This is a genomic window from Paludisphaera mucosa, assembly GCF_029589435.1.
Taxonomy (GTDB): domain Bacteria; phylum Planctomycetota; class Planctomycetia; order Isosphaerales; family Isosphaeraceae; genus Paludisphaera; species Paludisphaera mucosa.
The window spans coordinates 1,027,032-1,045,621 of sequence record NZ_JARRAG010000001.1; the positions used below are offsets into that span (position 1 = coordinate 1,027,032).

General features: G+C 69.1%; 13 protein-coding genes. 11 read left to right on the top strand and 2 right to left on the bottom strand.

Annotated features, from left to right (window positions below; genetic code table 11):
- Window positions 1-22 precede the first annotated feature (22 nt).
- The 6 genes from PZE19_RS04330 to msrB all read left to right on the top strand — a co-directional run bounded on the left by PZE19_RS04330 (window position 23) and on the right by msrB (window position 10,824).
- Entirely contained in the window at window positions 23-4,486 is a 4,464-nt protein-coding gene (locus PZE19_RS04330) for a DEAD/DEAH box helicase (RefSeq protein ID WP_277859342.1), read from the top strand.
- Window positions 4,487-4,605: 119 nt separating this feature from the next.
- The gene (locus tag PZE19_RS04335; RefSeq protein ID WP_277859343.1) at window positions 4,606-5,406 is read left to right on the top strand and encodes a UDP-2,3-diacylglucosamine diphosphatase; all 801 of its coding nucleotides are present in this window, start codon (window positions 4,606-4,608) and stop codon (window positions 5,404-5,406) included.
- 106 nt (window positions 5,407-5,512) lie between these two features.
- Window positions 5,513-7,051, top strand: coding sequence for a class II fumarate hydratase (locus PZE19_RS04340; RefSeq protein ID WP_277859344.1), 1,539 nt, complete (start codon window positions 5,513-5,515; stop codon window positions 7,049-7,051).
- A gap of 94 nt (window positions 7,052-7,145) precedes the next feature.
- The gene (locus PZE19_RS04345; protein ID WP_277859345.1) at window positions 7,146-8,438 is read left to right on the top strand and encodes a hypothetical protein; all 1,293 of its coding nucleotides are present in this window, start codon (window positions 7,146-7,148) and stop codon (window positions 8,436-8,438) included.
- Between the two features lie 76 nt (window positions 8,439-8,514).
- On the top strand, window positions 8,515-9,978 hold the full coding sequence (locus PZE19_RS04350) for a hypothetical protein (protein ID WP_277859346.1): 1,464 nt from the start codon (window positions 8,515-8,517) through the stop codon (window positions 9,976-9,978).
- A 96-nt stretch (window positions 9,979-10,074) separates the two neighbouring features.
- A complete protein-coding gene (gene msrB / locus PZE19_RS04355; RefSeq protein ID WP_277859347.1) occupies window positions 10,075-10,824 on the top strand; it encodes a peptide-methionine (R)-S-oxide reductase MsrB in 750 nt (249 codons plus the stop codon).
- Here msrB and PZE19_RS04360 read toward each other — a convergent pair whose 3' ends face one another.
- Window positions 10,825-11,694: an alpha/beta fold hydrolase gene (locus PZE19_RS04360; RefSeq protein ID WP_277859348.1), complete on the bottom strand. Its 870-nt coding sequence runs from the start codon at window positions 11,692-11,694 to the stop codon at window positions 10,825-10,827. It lies immediately after the preceding gene.
- A complete protein-coding gene (locus PZE19_RS04365; RefSeq protein WP_277859349.1) occupies window positions 11,687-12,925 on the bottom strand; it encodes an enolase C-terminal domain-like protein in 1,239 nt (412 codons plus the stop codon). The genes PZE19_RS04360 and PZE19_RS04365 overlap by 8 nt, the downstream gene beginning before the upstream one ends.
- A gap of 234 nt (window positions 12,926-13,159) precedes the next feature.
- Between PZE19_RS04365 and PZE19_RS04370 the strand changes: the two genes are divergently transcribed.
- The 5 genes from PZE19_RS04370 to PZE19_RS04390 all read left to right on the top strand — a co-directional run bounded on the left by PZE19_RS04370 (window position 13,160) and on the right by PZE19_RS04390 (window position 18,256).
- Window positions 13,160-13,720, top strand: a complete 561-nt coding sequence (locus tag PZE19_RS04370) for an NfeD family protein (RefSeq protein ID WP_277859350.1) — start codon at window positions 13,160-13,162, stop codon at window positions 13,718-13,720.
- Window positions 13,721-13,766: 46 nt separating this feature from the next.
- A complete protein-coding gene (gene floA, locus PZE19_RS04375) occupies window positions 13,767-14,840 on the top strand; it encodes a flotillin-like protein FloA (RefSeq protein ID WP_277859351.1) in 1,074 nt (357 codons plus the stop codon).
- 55 nt (window positions 14,841-14,895) lie between these two features.
- Window positions 14,896-15,714 (top strand): hypothetical protein, encoded by an 819-nt coding sequence (locus tag PZE19_RS04380; RefSeq protein ID WP_277859352.1) that lies wholly within the window; start codon window positions 14,896-14,898, stop codon window positions 15,712-15,714.
- 304 nt (window positions 15,715-16,018) lie between these two features.
- Window positions 16,019-17,074 carry a thioredoxin family protein gene (locus tag PZE19_RS04385; protein ID WP_277859353.1) on the top strand — a complete coding sequence of 352 codons (1,056 nt, stop codon included), beginning with the start codon at window positions 16,019-16,021 and terminating at the stop codon, window positions 17,072-17,074.
- A gap of 123 nt (window positions 17,075-17,197) precedes the next feature.
- Window positions 17,198-18,256, top strand: coding sequence for a YihY/virulence factor BrkB family protein (locus tag PZE19_RS04390; RefSeq protein ID WP_277859354.1), 1,059 nt, complete (start codon window positions 17,198-17,200; stop codon window positions 18,254-18,256).
- Window positions 18,257-18,590 lie beyond the last annotated feature (334 nt).

Below are 18,590 nucleotides of genomic sequence, written 5' to 3' on the forward strand. Positions count from 1 at the left end.
GAGCCGATACTCGCGAGGCGCCATGACGTCGGGACGTAAGAAGCGGGGCGGAGCTTCCGCGACGGAGCCGGGCGGGGGGGCGGACGTCCTCGACCTCTTCCTGCCGCCGGTCGCTTCGTGGTTTCGCGCCACGCTGGGCGAGCCCACGCTTCCCCAGCGCTTGGGATGGGGTGCGATCGCGGCGGGCCAAAATACGCTGGTCGCCGCGCCGACGGGATCGGGCAAGAGCCTGGCCGCCTTCCTGGCCGGGCTTGACCTCCTCTGGCGATCGCCGACTCGCGGCCGGGGCGTGCGGATCCTCTACATCTCGCCCCTCAAGGCCCTCAACGCGGACGTCCACCGCAACCTGAGCGTCCCTCTCGAAGGGATCCTGGAAGAGGCCGAGGCGTCCGGGACCCCCTTGCGACCGCTCTCGACGGCCGTGCGAAGCGGAGACACGCCCGCGAGCGAACGCGCGCGGATCCTTCGCAAGCCTCCCGAGATCCTCATCATCACGCCCGAGTCGCTGCACCTGATGCTGACCTCGGCGGCGCGGGAGACGCTCCGCAAAGTCTCCCACGTCGTCGTCGACGAGATCCACGCCCTCTGCGGCGACAAGCGCGGGGTCTTCCTCGCCCTGCTGCTCGAACGCCTCGAAGCGCTGGGGACCGGCCGGCCGTTCGTCCGAATCGGGCTATCGGCCACGCAGAAGCCGCTCGAAGAGGTCGCCCGCTACCTGGGGGGGCTCCGGCCGACGGCGACGGGCGGCACCGAATTCCGACCCGTGACGATCGTCGACGCCAGCGGCCGGAAGCCGATGGATCTTCGCGTGATCTGGCCTTCCTCGGAAGCCGGCGGCGGTCTCGGCCCTCCCGGGTCGATCTGGCCGGCGATCGAGGATCGCGTGCTGGGGCTGGTCGAGGAGCATCGTTCGACCCTGATCTTCGCCAACAACCGCCGCACCGTCGAGAAGCTGACCGCCCGGCTCAACGAGCTGGCGAATCGAGACGTCGAGGGCGAGGCCGCCGGCGATTCCAGGGGAGACGCGACCCCGTTTCGCGCCCATCACGGCAGCCTGAGTCTTCAGGAGCGGCGCACGACGGAAGAGATGCTCAAGAACGCCGACCTCAAGGGGGTCGTGTCGACGGCCTCGCTGGAGCTGGGCATCGACATGGGCGAGGTCGATCTCGTCTGCCAGGTGGAGTCGCCGGGAAACGTGGCTCGCGGCCTCCAGCGGGTGGGGCGATCGGGCCACCTCGTCGGCGGGACCAGCCGGGGCCGATTGATCGCCAAGACGCCGAGCGACCTCCTGGAGAACGCAGCGCTCGCCCGGGCGATGCTCGCGGGCGACATCGAACCCCTCCGGGTCCCCCGCAACTGCCTCGACGTCCTCTCGCAGCAGGTCGTCGCCTGCGTGGCCGTCGATCGCTGGGACGCACCCGCCCTCTACGAGCTGGTGAAGCGGGCTTACCCGTTCAGCGAGCTGCCGGCGGAGGCGTTCGAGCGCGTGCTGAGCCTGGTCTCGGGGCGCTACTCGACGGGCTCGATCCGCGACCTGCGGGCGCGGGTGGCCTGGGATCGGATCCACAACCGCCTGGCGGCGCTGCCGGGGACCTCCCGCCTGGCGCTGACCGGAGGAGGCACGATCCCCGACGTCGGCCATTATCCCGTCTACCTGGGCGAGGGAGGGCCCAAGCTCGGCGAACTGGATGAAGAGTTCGTGTTCGAGAGGCGGGTGGGCGAGAGCTTCATGCTCGGCAACAGCGCATGGCGGATCGACCTCATCGACGTCCACAAGGTCGTCGTCAGCCCCGCCGGCGGGAGTCAGGTCGTGATGCCCTTCTGGAGGGGCGAGACGAACCCGCGTTCGCTCGAACTGGGCAAGGCGGTCGGCGTCCTGACTCGCGAGATCGCCGGCGGCCTCGACGATCCCGGTCTCGCCGGCCGGCTGGAGGCCGAATGCCGGCTCGAACCACCCGCCGCGCGGTTCCTGATCCGCCACGTCGGCCGTCAGCAGCGGCTGGCCGGCGTCGTCCCCGATGACCGGACCGTCCTCGTCGAGAGCTTCCGCGACCCCACCGGCGAGATGGCGCTCGCCGTGCTTTCCCCCTACGGACGTATGCACCTGGGACTTAAGTTCGCCCTGCTCGCGCGGATCCAGGATCGCTACGGCTTCACGGCGTCGTGCCTCCACGGCGACGACGGCCTGCTGTTCCGCCTACCGCAGACGGACGAACCGCCGCTCGACCTGCTCGACGGCCTTGACGGCGCCGAGGCTGACCGCCTCATCCGCCGCGTCCTCCCCGACACGGCCCTCTTCGGCCTACGCTTCCGCCAGAATGCAGGCCGGGCCCTCCTGATGCCGCGTCCCGACCCGGCCAAACGTACCCCGCTCTGGCTCCAGCGCCTACGAGCCAAGGACCTGCTCGGAGTCGTCGGCGACTTCCCGGACCACCCGATCGTCGTCGAGACGTATCGCGAGTGCCTGGACGACGACCTGCAGATGCCCAGGCTCCGGCGATTCCTAGACGACATCGCGGCGGGGTCGATCCGGGTCGCGAGGCGATCGGCCGAGCTGGCCTCGCCGTTCGCCTCGGACCTCGTCTTCCAGTTCACCATGGCTTACATGTACGAGTGGGACGAGCCCCGACGGAAGCCCGAGCCGACCGCGTCGGCGGCGGTGGACGAGTCGTTGCTCGACGGTCTCCTGCACGGCCTGGAGGCCGGCCGGACGCTCGACGAGCAGGCGATCGGTCGAGTCGAGGGCCGTCTCCGCCACCGCGGACGGCCTCCCAGGACGGCTGACGAGATGGGCGAGACGCTCCGCACCCTCGGAGACCTCGCCGCATCGGAGCTGGACGGCCCGATGGAGGGTTTCGCGAACGAATTGGCCGCGCAGGGACGGGCCGTGAAGATCGAGCTGCCGGGGGCCGCCGAACCCGGGCGCTGGATCTCGGCCGAGGAGCACGCACTCTACCTAGCGGCGTTCGCGACGCCCGACGAGGCCGACCCGGGGGCGGTCGAGACCATCGTGCGCCGATTCCTCCGGACTCACGCCCTTGTCGGCCTGACCGACGTCCTCGGTCGCTATCCTCTGGCCGCGGCGACCGCCCGGACGCTGCTCGAAGATTGGGTGGAATCGAGCGGCGTCGTCCGGATCGATCACGGGGAGGACGGCCCGCGATGGGCCGAGCGCGAAAACCTCGCCGAGATCCAGCGGCTGACGCTCGCCCAGCGCCGTCGCGAGAGCGTGGCCGTGGCGCCCGAGGTCTTCGCCGACTTCGTCGCCCGCCGCCAGCACGTCCACCCCGACGATCGTCTCGCGGGCGTCGAGGGCGTCGAGGCGACCCTCGACCAGCTCCAGGGCTTCGCCGCGACCGCCCTCGCCTGGGAGGAGGAGCTGCTCCCGCGGCGGGTCGCCGGATTCGTCGGGTCCTGGCTCGACGACGCCCTCGCCCGCGGCGGTTGGGCGTGGCGCGCGGCGGCCGAGGGGGTCGGAGAGCCCCTCGTCGCGATCGTCGCCCGCGAATTCTTTGGCGGCCGGCGGGAGCCGGCCGAACCGATTTCGATCGGGGACGCCGAGCAAGGCGTTCTGGAAGCGCTGGGGCACCGCGGGGCGTCGTTCGCGGCCGATCTGGCACGAGCGACGGCGATCGAGCCGATGGCGCTGCGGAGGTCGTTGCGATCGCTCATGCGATTGGGAAAGGTGAGCAACGACCGCTTCGACCCCCTACGTCCGGGCGCCTTCGACATCCTCGACGTGGCGGCGTCGGTGCCACGCGGCGGCCTGCGTCGCCCTCGTGTGCGCCGGACGGACCTCGCGCGCCCCGAGGGCCGCTGGGACGTCGTGCCGCCGGCCGACGACGATCTCGAGCGCCGCGCCTTGGCCTGGATCGAGGTCCTTTTCGCACGCTACGGCGTTCTGACGCGGGAGACGACGGCGATGGACCCCTGGGGCCCTCCCTGGTCGGAGTTGTATCCGCACCTCGCCCGCCTGGAGTTGAGGGGCGAGATCCGCAGGGGCTATTTCGTGGAGGGCCTGTCGGGGGTGCAGTACGCGACCGAGGAGGCGGCGGAAGGGCTCGGCTCGCTGGCGTCGGCCGCCGGCCGCGAACACCCCGAGATCCTGATCCCCGCGGGCGACCCGGCCAATCTCTACGGGGCCGGGGCGCCTCTCGACGTGGCGCTGCTGGAAGGCGGCTCGGCCCGGCTGAGTCGGTCGCCCGGCAATTACCTCGTCCTCCGGGGCGGTCGACCGGTCCTGATCATGGAGGCGTATGGGAAGCGGCTCACCGGGTTGGCCTCGGCGTCGCAGGCCGAGCTGGACTCCGCACTCGCCCGGGTCCTCGACCTCGTCTCGACGGAGCGCCGGGTCTTCAAGGTCGAGACCTACAACGGCCAGCCTTCGCTGGCGAGCCCCGCTGCGGAGCGGCTCGCCGAGTTGGGTTTCGTGAGGGACTATCCCGCGATGACGTATTACGCCGCCTGGTCGGCGAACGGCGTTTGAAGTTTCCATGGATCGGCCGAACTCGGACGGGCGCGGGTTTGCCTTGGGGCTGCGAAGGTTGTAGCCTCGATTGAAGGTCGAGCCGAGCGGTCAGGTCCTGTTGGAGTCGCCCGTTCACGATGTCCGTCAACACCGCGACGAGCCCCGAGAACCGGATCTACGACTGCATCGTGATCAGCGACCTCCACCTCGGCAGCGCGGTCTGTCAGGCCAGGCTGCTGGAGGAGTTCCTGATCTGGGCGTTCGGCCACTGCCGCACCCTGGTCATCAACGGCGACATCTTCGACGACCTGAACTTCAAACGCCTCAGCAAGCGGCATTTCGCCTGCCTGAAAGAGATCCGCCGCAACAGCGACCGTGCCGACGTCCGCGTGGTGTGGGTCCGAGGGAACCACGACGGGCCGGCCGAGATCGTCAGCCACATCGTCGGCGTCGACATCCACGACGAATACGTCTTCGACGACGGCCGGATCCGGCTCCTCATCCTCCACGGCGACCAGTTCGACACGATCGTCAGCGACTACCCCTGGCTGACCGACCTGGCCTGCGGGGCTTTTTATTACATCCAGAAATGGATGCCGCACCAGGCCGCCCGCTGGATCCGCCGCCTGACCAAGAAGTTCCAGCGCAACAGCCAGCTCATCGAGCATCGGGCGGCCGAATACGCCCGCGGCCGAGGGTTCCGCTTCGTGACCTGCGGCCATACCCATCTGCCCCTGACGGCCGAGCACGACGGCGTCGTCTACATCAACAGCGGGACCTGGACGGAGACGCCGCCCTGTCCCTTCGTCGTCGTGGATGGAGATGAGATCCGCCTCGAATTCTGGCCCCTGCCGGCTTTCGTCCTCGACCCCGAATCGATCGAGCGCTCCGAACCGACGCCGGGGCCGACGGCCCCGGTCCTGCCGGCCCTCGGCTGACGATCTCCGCGATCGGCACGGCGTTTCCATGCCGATGGTCGTCGGAAGGCGTCCGGCGACCGTCCTCTCGGCCGCGCGCCCTCCGCCCCGAAGCAGGAGCCTACCCTTGGAGCAGACTCGACCGGAACGCGATTCGATGGGCGAGATGGACGTGCCGGTCGACGCCTACTACGGCGCCCAGACCGAGCGCGCGAGGCGGAATTTCGAGATCGGCTCGCTGAGGTTCCCCCGCGCGTTCCTGCGCGCGCTCGGCCTCATCAAGAAAAGCGCCGCCGGGGTCAACCGGGATTTGGGTCTGCTCGAGGCGAAGCTCAGCGTCCTGATCGAGGAGGCCGCCCAGGAAGTCGCCGACGGCCGCCGCGATGACCAGTTCCCGCTGCTGATCTTCCAGACCGGCAGCGGGACGTCGACGAACATGAACGCCAATGAGGTCATCGCCGGCCTGGCGAACGAGAAAGCGACGGGCGAGCGAGGCGGTCGGTCTCCCGTGCATCCCAACGACGCCGTCAATATGGGTCAGTCGTCGAACGACGTCATCCCCACGGCGATCCACGTCGCGGCGTGCGAGGAGATCCACAAGCGGTTGCTCCCCTCCCTGGAACGGCTCCGGAACGCCCTCGACGAGCGAGCCGAGGCTTTCGACGCGGTCGTCAAGATCGGTCGAACGCACCTCCAGGATGCGGTCCCGATCCGGCTCGGCCAGGAATTTTCGGGCTACGCGGCCCAGGTCGAGCACGCCTTGAGGCGCGTCGGCGTGGCGTCCGAGGCCCTCGCCGAGCTGCCGATCGGCGGCACGGCGTTGGGGACCGGTGTGAACACGCACGCCGAGTTCGCCGTGCGGATGGTCGAAGCCCTCGGACGGGAGACGAGATTGCCGTTCCGGCCCGCCGCCAACCTGTTCGAGGCGATGGCCGGCCGGGATGCGGTCGTCGAGGCCTCGGCCATGCTCCGGACGACGGCGGTGAGCCTGTCCAACATCGCCAACAACCTCCGCCTGCTGGGCTCCGGCCCGCGCTGCGGGATCGGCGAGATCCGCATCCCCGAGCTGCAGCCCGGGAGCTCGATCATGCCGGGGAAGGTCAACCCCGTCATCCCGGAAGCCGTCATGATGGTCGCCGCGCAGGTCGTCGGGAACGATGCCACGATCGCCTGGGCCAACGCGTTGGGGTCGAATTTCGACCTGAACGTCATGATGCCCGTCATGGCCTACGATTTACTGGAGTCGATCGAGCTGCTGACCGACGCGGCCGATCACCTCGTTCGGAAGTGCATCGACGCTCGGGAGTTCCTCGCAGGCCAGAAGGCCCAGGGGGCGACCCGCATCGAGGCCGACGAGGAGCGTTGTCGCGAGCACGTCGAGCAGAGCCTGGCCATGTGCACGTCCCTGGCGCCCCGGATCGGCTACGACAACGCTTCGGCCCTGGCGAAGTCCGCCTATCGCGAGGGGACCACGGTCCGCGAGGTCGCCCACGCCCTGGACGGGATGGATCCCGAGGAGATCGCCCGCAAGCTCGGCGCGCCGGCCTCGGCCGAAGCGATCCGTGAGCATGGGGGCTTCCCGAACAGGGCCGAGGTGGATCGGCTGCTCGACCCGCTTCGCCAGACCGAGCGGGGCGTCGGCGCCGGGTCGGGAAGTGGCGGCTGAAGGGGGTTTCGGCGAAACTCCTCTGGGCGAGCGGGGGCCTTTTCGGAGAAAATCGGGCGCGACGCCGGACACGCGACCACGAGGGCGACGTCTCATGACCCAGCCGACGGAATTCAACCTCGAGTCCGATTGGATCGACCCGCCCCCGTCGGAGCCGTCGAGCACGACGGAACCCGCCGCACCGGCCGAGCCCCGGCCCGCCGAACCCGTCGTGGTGATCCAGTATCGGAGTCGGGGCCTCTCGCCGTTCCTTCTCTTCCCCTTGACCCTCATCACCGCGCTGGCGCTCTTCGCGGGCTACCACCACTTCTTCGTGGAGCCAATCTTCAGCCGCGGCGGCTTCGCCCCCCCCCGGAACGAGCCGGGAGCGGGGATCGAAAAGCCGTCCGGAGCCGCCGCCTCGCCGAATCTGGACGAGACGCTCGCGCAGGTTTCGGCGGCCATCGCCGTTCAGCCCCAGGTCCTTCCGATGCCGCTGACGCTTGAGAGCCAGCCCCTGCCCCTGGGACTGCCGCCGTCCGCCCAGGCGTTTCCGCAGCCGGCCGCGGCCGGGCCCGCGGCCTCCACCGACGCCTTGATCTGGCCGGGCTCCGAGCCTGCACCTCCAACCTCCGTCGCGTCGAGGCCCGTGGAAACGCCGAAGCCGGCCGACGAGATCCCCGTCGCGGCGAACCCGACGACGCCTGGCGAAACCCCGACGGTCGAGCGCGACCGCTCTCGCATCTCCATCGCTTCGACCTCGCCGGATACGGCGAAGCCGGCTCCGACCCCCGATTCGGCCGCACCCGACGCCCGTCCACTCGCCGAGCCGCCCCCCCCCACTCGCGAGGAGATGATGGAACGCATCCGCCAGGAGGCGGAACTCAAACAGGCTCAACAGGAAGAGCTGGAGCGACGCAAGCAGGAGGCCGTGGCCCGCTTCGACGCCGAAGCGGTGGAGCGCGTCGACAACGAGCGCGTCACCTTCCGCAAGGCGCTCCAGGACATCGTCTCCGCGGGAGGCCGGGACGCGGGTCAGGCGATCGACGACCTTTGCGACCAGTTCGGCCGCGGCTACAGCCAGGAACTGAAGGATCGCGCCTACGCGGGTCTCGCCCACTACAAGGGCAAGCTCACGAGGGACGGCGAGATCCGGATGCTCCGCACCCTCGGCGTCCCCGAGGCGGGCATCCTCGACTACCTGGCGAATCGGGCCCACCGGACGATCAACTCTCGCAACGGCCCCCGCGACTCAGGGGAGGTCCGCCTCATCGCGGCCAGGCAACTCCTCCGAATTCCGCCGGCGCCCGCGACTCCCGGTGCACCAGGCGCGACATCGCCGGCCGCGGTCCCCGCTCGGCCCTCCGCGATCCGTCGTACGACCTCGCCGAATGCGAATCGTCAGTGATCCGGTCGGGGCCGGACCCGATCGACGCCACCCGTCACGTTCGACCCTCAGGCCCTCGACGTCCAGGGAAGTCTCCATGCACTCGCTTGCGCTGAAGTCGATCCTCGTCCTCCCCTTCGCCATGCTCGCCGTCGGCCTCGCCCGGGCCGAGGAACACCCGGACGTCAAGGCGGGGACCGGACTCCTCTCAGTCGGCGACGAACTTGCCGACAAGGGCAAGCCCAACGACGCCCAGATCCGCTACAAGGAAGCATTCGAGAAGATCCTGCCGCGGCTCCGCGGCATCCCCTTCCGGCACGAGGTCAAGCGCGACGTCACCAAGCGCGAGAAGCTCCAGGAGATGCTCCTCAAGGAGTTCGAGGCGGACATGACCCCCGGCGAATTCGAGGCCGAGGAGAAGGCGTTCAAGGCCTTCGGCCTGCTGCCGGCCGACCTGGACCTCAAGAAGCTGCTCGTCGACGTCTATTCGGAGGAGATCGCCGCCTACTACGACCCTCGGACGAAGACCATGTACATGATCGAGGAGCCCGAGTCCAAGAAGGACAAGCCGCCGACGTTCCTCGAGCGGTTCCTCGGCAAGACCGGCGGGTTCGACAAGGACGAGAACAAGACGGTCATCGCCCACGAGATGACCCACGCCCTTTCCGACCAGCATTACGACCTGGACGGCCTGCACGCGGCTTCCAAGAAGAACGACGACCAGTCGATGGCCGTCTCCGCCCTGATCGAGGGCGAGGCCACCCTGGCGATGATGGCCGCGGGGCAGGAGGACTGGGAAGGGGCGCAGCTCATCAAGACCCCCGCCGAGGCGCTGGGCCGAGGCCTCGAACTGATGGCCCCGTTCATGACGGCCCTGGGCGGCGGTAAGACCCTCAAGAACGCCCCGCCGATCATCGCCGACTCGATGCTGTTCCCTTATTTGCGGGGTATGGTGTTCTGCGCCAAACTCGCCAACGACGACGGCTGGAAGGGGATCGACGCCGCTTACCGCGAGCCTCCTCTCTCGACCGAGCAGATCCTCCACCCGGCGAAGTACCACGCCAAGCCCGACCATCCGACGCTGATCGAGCTGGGGACTCTCAACCCCGGCGACGGCTGGAAGGAACTCGGCCGCAACGTCCTGGGCGAGATGCAGACGTCCGTGCTCCTCCGCCGCAACGGCGGCCCGGCCGCCGCCGCCGGCTGGGACGGCGACCGCTACGCCGTCTTCGAGGGGCCCGACAAGAAGCTGGGTCTCGTCTGGATGACCACCTGGGACGGCGAGGACGACGCCCGCGAGTTCGCCCAGGCGTACGTCCGCTACCAGACCTCGCGGATGGGTGATTCCAAGTTTCAGCCGCTGAACGTCCCCGATTCCCTCTGGCGTTGCACCGACGGCGTCTGTCGGATCGTCGAGCGACGCGGGGCCGACGTGGCCGTCGTCGAGGGCTTCTCGGGGCTCGTCTCGGGCGCCCTTTTGGAGGCCGCATTCAAGGCCGAAAAGTCCGAAATGAAGCCGATTCCGCGCACGCTCGAGGCGGCCGAGGCTCCCCAGCACTAGACCGGCCGGTAGAATGGAGTCGAGGTTATATGTTTCTGGCGTCTCCACGTGGCGACGCCCGCGCCGAACCTGACTCCCAGCAAGGACGGCCGACCCATGTCCACCGCCCCGCACCCTCGCGAGATCGCCCGCCTCCTGGCGGGGGCCTTGGCCGTCGCCGTCATCGCCTCCTCGACGCAGGCCCAGGACGCCAGGTCGCGCCCGTCCACGACCTCGGACGAGGCGTCCGCGTCGAAGCCGGTCGACGACACGGCCAAGCCCGCCGCGAAATCGGACGTCCGAGACCCGGCGGCAAAAGATGCGCCCGAGAAAGAGTCGGAACGGGTCTTCAAGTCCGACGAGGAATGGCGGCGGATCCTGACGTACGACCAGTACTTGGTCACCCGGATGAAGATGACCGAGCCGGCGTTCACGGGGCGCTACGCGCACGGCAACTTCAAGGGGACGTTCCTCTGCGTCTGCTGCGGCGCGAAGCTCTTCGACTCCCGCCACAAGTTCGACTCCGGCACCGGTTGGCCGAGCTTCTGGCGGCCTTTCGTCCCGAAGGCGCTCGACGAGGCCCTGGATCGCAGCGAGGCCGAGCCCCGGATCGAAGTCACCTGCGCCCGCTGCGGCGCCCACCTCGGCCACGTTTTCTCCGACGGCCCCGCGCCGACGGGACTCCGCTACTGCATCAACTCTCTGGCGATCAAGCTCGATTCCGAACCGGTACGTCCGGCGGTGCCGACCCGGAAGGCCACCAACCGTCGCAGGACCCCTTCCAGCCGCGACGCCCGGCCGGAAGCCCCCGAGTCGACGGCCCCGCCCGTGGACGGTTCGAAGCCGAAGGCTCCCGCCGCGTCGTGATCAGACGGACTGTCGCCGCTTCGAGTCGAATCGCGGTTCGAGCCATGCGACGAGGTCGCGTACGTACTGGCCCGGGTCCGGATCGAATTCCAGGGTGTGGCCGCCTTCGGGGTACTCGATGATCCGTCGGTCGACGGCGGCGACGCGGCCGAAGTACCGCCGGGTCCGGGCGTTGTCGACGATCCGGTCGCGACCGCCGAGCATCAGCAAACAGGGCTGATGGAGCTTCCCCGGAGCCCGTCGGATCATGCGATCGATCAGGAAGCTCGCGAGCAGGAGGCCGGCGGTCGCCTTGCGGAGGCCGAGCGGGTCGTTCCGGATGAACTCCTGCTTTTCGACGTTGTCGGTGAAGAGGGCGGGGTCGGCCAGCGGGATTGGAAAGGTCTTGCGGCGGTTGGTGAAGACCGCCTTGGCGATCCGGAGCTTCTCGGCGAAGGTGACGCCCACCTGGGGCTCCAAGCCCGGGCAGATCAACGCCAGGGCGTCGACCAGGTCGGGACGGCGGACGGCCGTCAGCACCGCGATCTTGCCTCCCCAGCTGATCCCCGCCAGCCCGACGGGCAGCCCTGGGGCCTCGGACCGGATCCGAGAGATCCACTCGGCGACGTCCTCGACCAGCCGGCGCGCCGAGGGAGCGTGGCCCCGGTCCGCCTGATTCGGCCCGGAACCCCGGCGGTTCGGGAAGGACGCCTCGTAGCCCGCCTCGGCCAGCCGGGTCCCCAGGCCCGCATACCAGCCCGAATGGCTCTGGACGCCGTGCAGCACGACGACGTGACCCCGAGGCTCGGCGACGGCCCGCCAACGTTCGACCTGGAAGGAGTACCCGTCGGACGCCGGGAACGCGAGTTCCTCGCGTAGGACCTCAGGCATAGTCGATCACCTTCGTCTCCGTCGTCATCGCGGCGAGCAACGCGGGGTCGACTTCGATCCCCAGCCCGTGGCCGTCGATGGGCCGGGCGCGGCCTCCGTAGCCGAACGTCAGGTCGGCCGCGGTCAGATTGGCCTTGAGGATGTGCCGGTCGTAAGAGCCTTCCAGATAGCGGATGCCCGCGACCCGGCCGGCGACGTGGCGACCGGCCGCCGAGAGGATCGCCGTCTCCCCGGGATGACAGCCGAGCTGGACCCCCAGCCCGTTCCGCCTCGCGAGCCCGATGAGCCGCAGCGACGGCAACAGGCCGCCGCACTTGGAGAGCCGGACGTTGAAGTAATCGGCGGTCTTGCGCTCGATCGCGGCGACGCCGTCGGGCCAGCCGCACAGGGACTCGTCGAGCATCACCGGGACGCCGAGCCGGAGACGCAGTTCCGCCAGGGCGTCGACCTGGGCGTGAGGGACGGGCTGTTCGAGCAGTGACGGTCGGAAGCGGAGCAGGGGGGCCACCCGCTCGATCAGGACGTCGGCCCGCCACGCCTCGTTTGCGTCGATGCGGATGTCCATCCTTCGGCCCAGGATGCGTCTGAGCGTCTCAAGCCGCCGAGGGTCGTCCTGGCCGGCCACGCCCACCTTCGCCTTCACGTCGCGGAAGCCGTAGATCCGGAACTTCACCGCCGAGACGATCTCCTTCCGGCGCGACTCGGCCGTGATCGCCGCGCTGTAGCGGACGGCTCGGGGCCGGGCATGACGCTCCAGGCCCTCGACCTTCGCCAGCCGGACGGCCTCGCCGATCGAGGTCTGGAAATAGCGCCCGTAAGCGTCGAGCACGGCCAGTTCGAGCGCGCAACGGGCGGCGTTGCCGCCCATCCCGCGCGAATCTCCGTCGATCTCGGCGAGGCTCAGGCCTTCGAGCTTCGCCACGACCTCGGCGAACGAGCCCGGGCGGCCGATCGAGCGGGGCCAGTCGGATCTTTCGAGGGCCCGGAACGTCGATCCGATCGACTCGCCGGTCACGTAGGTCCGGGGCACGCCCTCTCCGTAGCCGGTCGTCCCATCATCCAGCTCGATCCGGACGACGAGGTTCTCGCTCGCGGTCCGCTCGTGCGAGGCGTGCTTCACGGGCTTCTTGAGCGGCACCTGCACGCGAAGCAGGGTCATCCGGCGGATCGCGGGCATGCGGCTGCGCACCGTGGCGGACGAGACGTCTGGTGCGTGGAGCGAGTCGGCCAAGAGGAACTCCCGCCGCCCGGCTCGATCGGGACGCGCGAGGGGGGCGTCCGCGGCGGCGGCCCCATTAGCCTAGCACACCGGGGCGGCCGGGCGGCGGGAGGGGCCGATTTCGGATCCTTGCGGTTTCGCGACCCCGTTCGCGTACAATACCCGCATGGTAGAATCGCCGAAAAGTCGAGAGGTCTCGTCGGGCGACGCGCGCGGAAACGGGGACGGACGCGAAGGAGGAGGATCGTGAGCGAACTGTTCTGGCCGATCGTCTTCCTGGCGGTCGGCCTGCTGCTGCTGGTCCTCGAACTGTTCGTCCCCTCGGGCGGGTTCATCGGCTTCAGCGCGCTCGTCTGCCTGGGCCTGGGCGTGTGGCACGCCTTCCAGTCGTCGCAACGGCTGGGGATGATCTTCGTGCTGGTCGACTTCATCGCCGTGCCGACGACGGCCGTCGGGGCGTTCCGTCTCTGGGCCCGTTCTCCGTTGGGTCGGCGATTCGCGCTGACCCCGCCCGAGCTGGACGAGGTCGACGTCTCGCACGCCGATCGCCGCGTCCACGACCTGGTCGGCGTCGACGGTCGGGCGCTCACGCCGCTGCATCCGTGCGGGCACGTCGAGATCCGCGGCCGTCGCTACGACGGGATGGCCGAGGCCGGCCTGATCTCCGAAGGGTCGCGGGTCCGCGTGGTCCGCATCCGGTCGAATCAGGTCGTGGTCCGGACGCTGGACGTCCCCGCGACGGCGGAGCGGCCTTCGCTCGCCGACGACCCGTTTTCGACCCCCGTCGACCTCGGCGCCGAGGCTTAGGTCCGCTCGAGGACTGAGAATCTTCAACCACTCCCGAGGCTGCACCATGACCGCCATGATTCTCGCTCAGGCGAATCCCCCGGGGATGCCCATCCCCGCCCTATTCTGGCTGGGCGTCGTCACGCTGGGCGTGATCGCCCTGCTCGGCGGCCTCTTCATCACCAAGTACTTCAACCTGTGGATCCAGGCCTTCCTCACGCACGCCAACGTGAGCATCGTCGACCTGGTCGGGATGTCGTTCCGGAAGGTGAACCCGAACATCATCGTCCGCTCCAAGATCATGGCGTACCAGGCCGGCCTGACGGAGAAGGACGGGCTCTCGACTCGGGCGCTGGAGTCGCACTACCTCGCCGGCGGCAACGTGCCCAACGTCATCCGCGCCCTCATCGCCGCCAACCGCGCCGACATCCCGCTGTCGTACAAGCAGGCGACCGCCATCGACCTCGCCGGGCGGAACGTCCTGGAGGCCGTGCAGACGAGCGTCAACCCGAAGGTCATCCCGTGCCCGGATCCCAGCCAAGGCCGGAGCACCATCGACGGCGTCGCCCGCAACGGCATCCAGCTCAAGGTCAAGGCGAAGGTGACGGTCCGGACCAATCTCGACCGCCTCGTCGGCGGCGCCACCGACGAGACCATCATCGCCCGCGTCGGCGAGGGCATCGTCAACGCCATCGGCTCGGCCGACACCCACCTTCTCGTCCTGGAGAGGCCCGATTCGATCTCGAAGCGCGTCCTGGAGAAGGGGCTCGACGCCGGCACGGCGTACGAAATCCTGTCGATCGACATCGCCGACATCGACGTCGGCGACAACATCGGCGCCAACCTGCAGGCCCTGCAGGCCGAGGCCGACATGCGCGTGGCCCGGGCCAAGGCCGAGGAGCGGCGGGCCTTCGCCGTCGCGAAGGAGCAGGAGATGCAGGCGGCCGTCCAGGAAAACCGGGCCAAGGTCGTCGAGGCCGAGGCCGAGATCCCCATGGCGATCGCCGAGGCCTTTCGGCAGGGTCATCTCGGCGTCGGCGAATACTACAACCTGAAGAACGTCCAAGCCGACACCGAGATGCGGACGGCCATCGCCGGGACCGGCGGCAATTCACGCCAGCCGGCCGGGACGCAGCCCTGATCCGGCCTCGCGAAGTCTGCGACCGCCTTCGCCCTCGGAACCTCGGGAGCCGCCCATGAGACTCGAAGCGTTGTCTCAGTTCATCGTGCCGCTGATGTTCCTGGCGATCTGGGCGCTGACATCCCTCCTGAATCGCGACGCGCAGCCGCTCCCGCAGCGTCCTGTCCGGCCGGGCCCGCGGCCTGACCCGGGACCCGGCGGGGCGGCGGCCGGGATGCACGGCGGCTCCTTCTCGACCGACGTCCGGAGCGAAGGCTCCCCATCCTCCGCCGCGCCCCCGTCGTCTCCGAGGCGACCGGGCATCGACCCGAACGATCCTCGGACCGCCGAGCGGCCCGCCCGGGCTCCGGTCCGCCCGGCGCAAGGCCGGACGGGGGGCGGGAAGACGCGCGACCCGGACGTGTTCGTGATCGACGACGAGCTGGTGTTCGTCGATCCCGTCACGCGTCGTCAGATCGGCTCGACCCCGCTGCCGACCGGCACCTCCGGGCAGCGCCCAAGTCCTCGCCCGGCGGTGGCCCGCAAACCGAGCCGGTCGCGCCGACCGGAATCGCCGGCCGACCGCGGCCGTCGCAGCGAGCCGGAGACCCAACGAGTGCTCTCCGAACAGGTGAGCCAATCGATGGCCGAGAATCGGGGGGTGCCGATGAGCCTATCCCCCCTGACATCCGGGCTCACCTCGTTGACGAGCCCATCCCTCGGAAACGCCATGTCGGCCGCCGCGACCGTGACTTCGAACGACGCCCCCCCCTCGCTCTCGGCCCTCCAGGTGAGCAAGATGATCACCGACCGCGGCCGGCTCCGCGAAATGGCGTTGCTCAACGAACTCCTCGGCCCGCCCGTCAGCATGCGACGCTCGCACCGGATCCGCTGAACCCTCGGTTGTCGTCAAACCTTCGGGGTCGGCGCGATCGCGCGAATTTCGCGCGATCCGCCGGCCTTGATCGTCGCGCAGGCAGATGTCGTTTCGCGACCATTCTCCGGCGGGAAATCGCTCCAGCCCGTCTGACGACGCGTCGATAACGACCCTGGACTCGGAAAGACTCCGGATCCGCCGCCGACGGCCTGGCGCCTCTCGACACGGTAGAGCGGCATCTCCATGGATGGGGTGCGTCCGATTCTCGGACGTGCACTCAATCAGCACACCATAGCGAATCGCCCGTCGATGAGGAGATGCGATGACTCCCCAACGATCCGCCATGCGCCTCGCCGCGCTGCTCGCGCTCGCGGTGGCGTTCCCCGACCCGAACTCGCGCGGTGACGAACCTCCGGCCGAAGCCCCTCTCTCGTGGCGTGCGGAATACGGCGCAGCCCTGGAAGAAGCCCGGGCCGCGAACCGCCTGCTGTGGGTCCAGTTCACGGGCAGTTGGTGCCCGAATTGTCGGCGGATGGAGCAGGACAGCTTCTCCAATCCGGCCGTCGTGGCTCGGACGCGTTCGGAGTTCGTCGCGGTCAAGCTCCACGCCGACGCGAACGAGGAGCTGGCGATGGGCTTCAACCTGACGGGCCTTCCGGCGAGCGTGATCGTCGATCCTTCGCTCAACGTCCTCGCGGTCCATCAGGGCTACCTTGGACCCGACGACCTTGACGGCCTGCTGGGCCGCGCCGCGGCGAGTCGCGCGCCCCGGCACAACCCCGAGGACTTGGCCGACGCCCCTCGCCTGGCGTTGGAACTGGTCGGACCTCCCGCGCCCGAGGTCCTCCGCACCATGGCCGTCTCAAAACCCCTCAAGAAGGAGGAGCACGCCGCCCTGTCCGGGTACTGCCCGGTGAGCCTCGTCTCCGACAAGCGTCTGATCCCGGGGCAGGCGGAGTACGCCGTATCTCACGAAGGGCGGATCTACCGATTCGCGAACCTCGTGACGTTCAACCTCTTCCGTCGCGACCCCGAACGCTACGTGCCCGCCAACGACGGCCTGTGCCCGGTCGAGAAGCTCGAAAACGGTCGGAACGCCTCCGGAGACCCGCGCTTCGGGGCGCTCTACAAGGGGCGACTCTATCTGTGCGCCTCGAAGGACGACAGGGTCCGTTTCCTCCAGGAGCCCGACCGTTTCGCAACGGTCGGCGTCGAGGAGGGCGGAAACTGCCCCCACTGCCTCGCCCAGGGCGGGCAAGCCGTGCCCGGCGACCCTCGCTTCAGCCTGACCCAGGGGGGGCGTCGTTACTGGTTCCCCGACGAGGATCACCGCAGCGCGTTCATGTCGCTGGCCCCTTCCAGCACCATCCGACGTTGAACGCCGCCCACCGAGCCCGGACGCGGCGCCGCGTTTGCTAGGTCGAGCGGTGTGTCGATCCGAAGTGGGAAGCCCCGGGGCTGGCGAAGTATGGACGCGTCGAAGCGACGATTTCGATCGGCGATGGATCTGGGCGGCTTGACCCTCAGGGAGTCCCTGCGAAGGACCTGGGTCAAGCTCAATGAACATGAATTGATGACCCGCGCGGCCGCGATCACCTTCTACGCGGTCGCCTCGCTCGTCCCGTTCCTCGGCCTCGTGGCCTTGATCGCCGCCCACGTCCTGCCCTGGGTCTCCCGCGACAAGAATCTCGATCCGTCGGACTTCCTGAACGGAATCCTCCCCGCCGAGGCCGCGAAGCTTCTCGCCGGTCAGCTCGAGGACATGCGAAGCCGTCCCAACGCGGGGCTCGTCTCGTTCGGGACGGTCGCCCTCCTGTGGCTGAATTCCAGCCTGTTCGTCGCCGTGATGGACGCCGCCAATCGAATCATGGGCGTCGAGGAACGCCGACCCTACTGGAAGCAGCGCCTGGTGGCGGTCTTCATGGCGATTTTGGAGGCCGTCCTGCTGATCTTGGTCCTCGCGAGCACCTTGCTCTGGCCGCAGATCCTGGGATTCCTGAAGCTCGACGCCGTTTCCGCCTCCCTCCTGACGGTGGTGCACGGGCTCTCGGTTCTCATCTTGGTCCTCGTCAGCTTCGCGGTGGCGATGTACTTCGCGCCCGACGCCGAGCAGCGGTGGGAGTGGATCACGCCCGGGAGCCTCCTTGGGTCGCTCCTGCTCGTCTTCGTGAGCTACCTCTTCCGCTTCTACGTCCAGCGCTGGGGGGACTACGGCGCGACCTATGGTTCGCTCGCCGGGCTGGTCGTCCTGATGAGCTGGATCTGGCTCTGCAGCGTGGAACTGCTGGCGGCGGCCGAGTTCAACAAGGTGATCGAGGACGCGTCGCCATATGGCAAGGATTACGGCGAGCGCACCGAGAATCCCGCCACCCGGGCCCGCGCGGCGGGCTATCTGGAAGCCTTCTTCAAGCAGGGCCCCCTGAAGGATCCTCGCGGCCGGATGCGCTCGCCGGTCTTCACGACCTACCCGACCGAACCCGATCCCGCCCCGCCCGGAACCGAAAAGCCGCCGGCTCCGACCGCGCCGGCGACGGAGGGCGAGGTCGACGCGGGTTCATGAGTGCTCGGCTTGGAGAAAGTCGGCTTGAACTCGACGTGGCGAAGCCCTATTTTGACGCTGCCTCGATTCGGGATGCTGCGGCAATGGATTGCGACTTTGAGGTCTAGCAGGGCGGACGGCTTCGCCATTCCCCACTCGCTCGGCATCGCTGCGCACCACGCCCACCTTCCCGCCTCCCGGCGGATCTCGCGTCGCTCAATCGACGCCGATCTCGATCTCCTCTGACACACAACGCCCGTCCCGCACGGCGCCACGCGCGAACCCGGAAGGTTCCGCGTCGTGGACGAAGCCCGCGGCTCGGCCCGGATTCTTCGAGCTGAAGGAGACTAGCCCG

What these genes read in the sequence shown, in the direction of transcription:
- PZE19_RS04330 (WP_277859342.1), top strand. Translation starts at nt 23, where the DNA reads ATGACGTCGGGACGTAAGAAGCGGGGCGGAGCTTCCGCGACGGAGCCG.
- PZE19_RS04335 (WP_277859343.1), top strand. Translation starts at nt 4,606, where the DNA reads ATGTCCGTCAACACCGCGACGAGCCCCGAGAACCGGATCTACGACTGC.
- PZE19_RS04345 (WP_277859345.1), top strand. Translation starts at nt 7,146, where the DNA reads ATGACCCAGCCGACGGAATTCAACCTCGAGTCCGATTGGATCGACCCG.
- PZE19_RS04350 (WP_277859346.1), top strand. Translation starts at nt 8,515, where the DNA reads ATGCACTCGCTTGCGCTGAAGTCGATCCTCGTCCTCCCCTTCGCCATG.
- msrB (WP_277859347.1), top strand. Translation starts at nt 10,075, where the DNA reads ATGTCCACCGCCCCGCACCCTCGCGAGATCGCCCGCCTCCTGGCGGGG.
- PZE19_RS04360 (WP_277859348.1), bottom strand. Translation starts at nt 11,694, where the DNA reads ATGCCTGAGGTCCTACGCGAGGAACTCGCGTTCCCGGCGTCCGACGGG.
- floA (WP_277859351.1), top strand. Translation starts at nt 13,767, where the DNA reads ATGACCGCCATGATTCTCGCTCAGGCGAATCCCCCGGGGATGCCCATC.
- PZE19_RS04380 (WP_277859352.1), top strand. Translation starts at nt 14,896, where the DNA reads ATGAGACTCGAAGCGTTGTCTCAGTTCATCGTGCCGCTGATGTTCCTG.
- PZE19_RS04385 (WP_277859353.1), top strand. Translation starts at nt 16,019, where the DNA reads ATGACTCCCCAACGATCCGCCATGCGCCTCGCCGCGCTGCTCGCGCTC.
- PZE19_RS04390 (WP_277859354.1), top strand. Translation starts at nt 17,198, where the DNA reads ATGGATCTGGGCGGCTTGACCCTCAGGGAGTCCCTGCGAAGGACCTGG.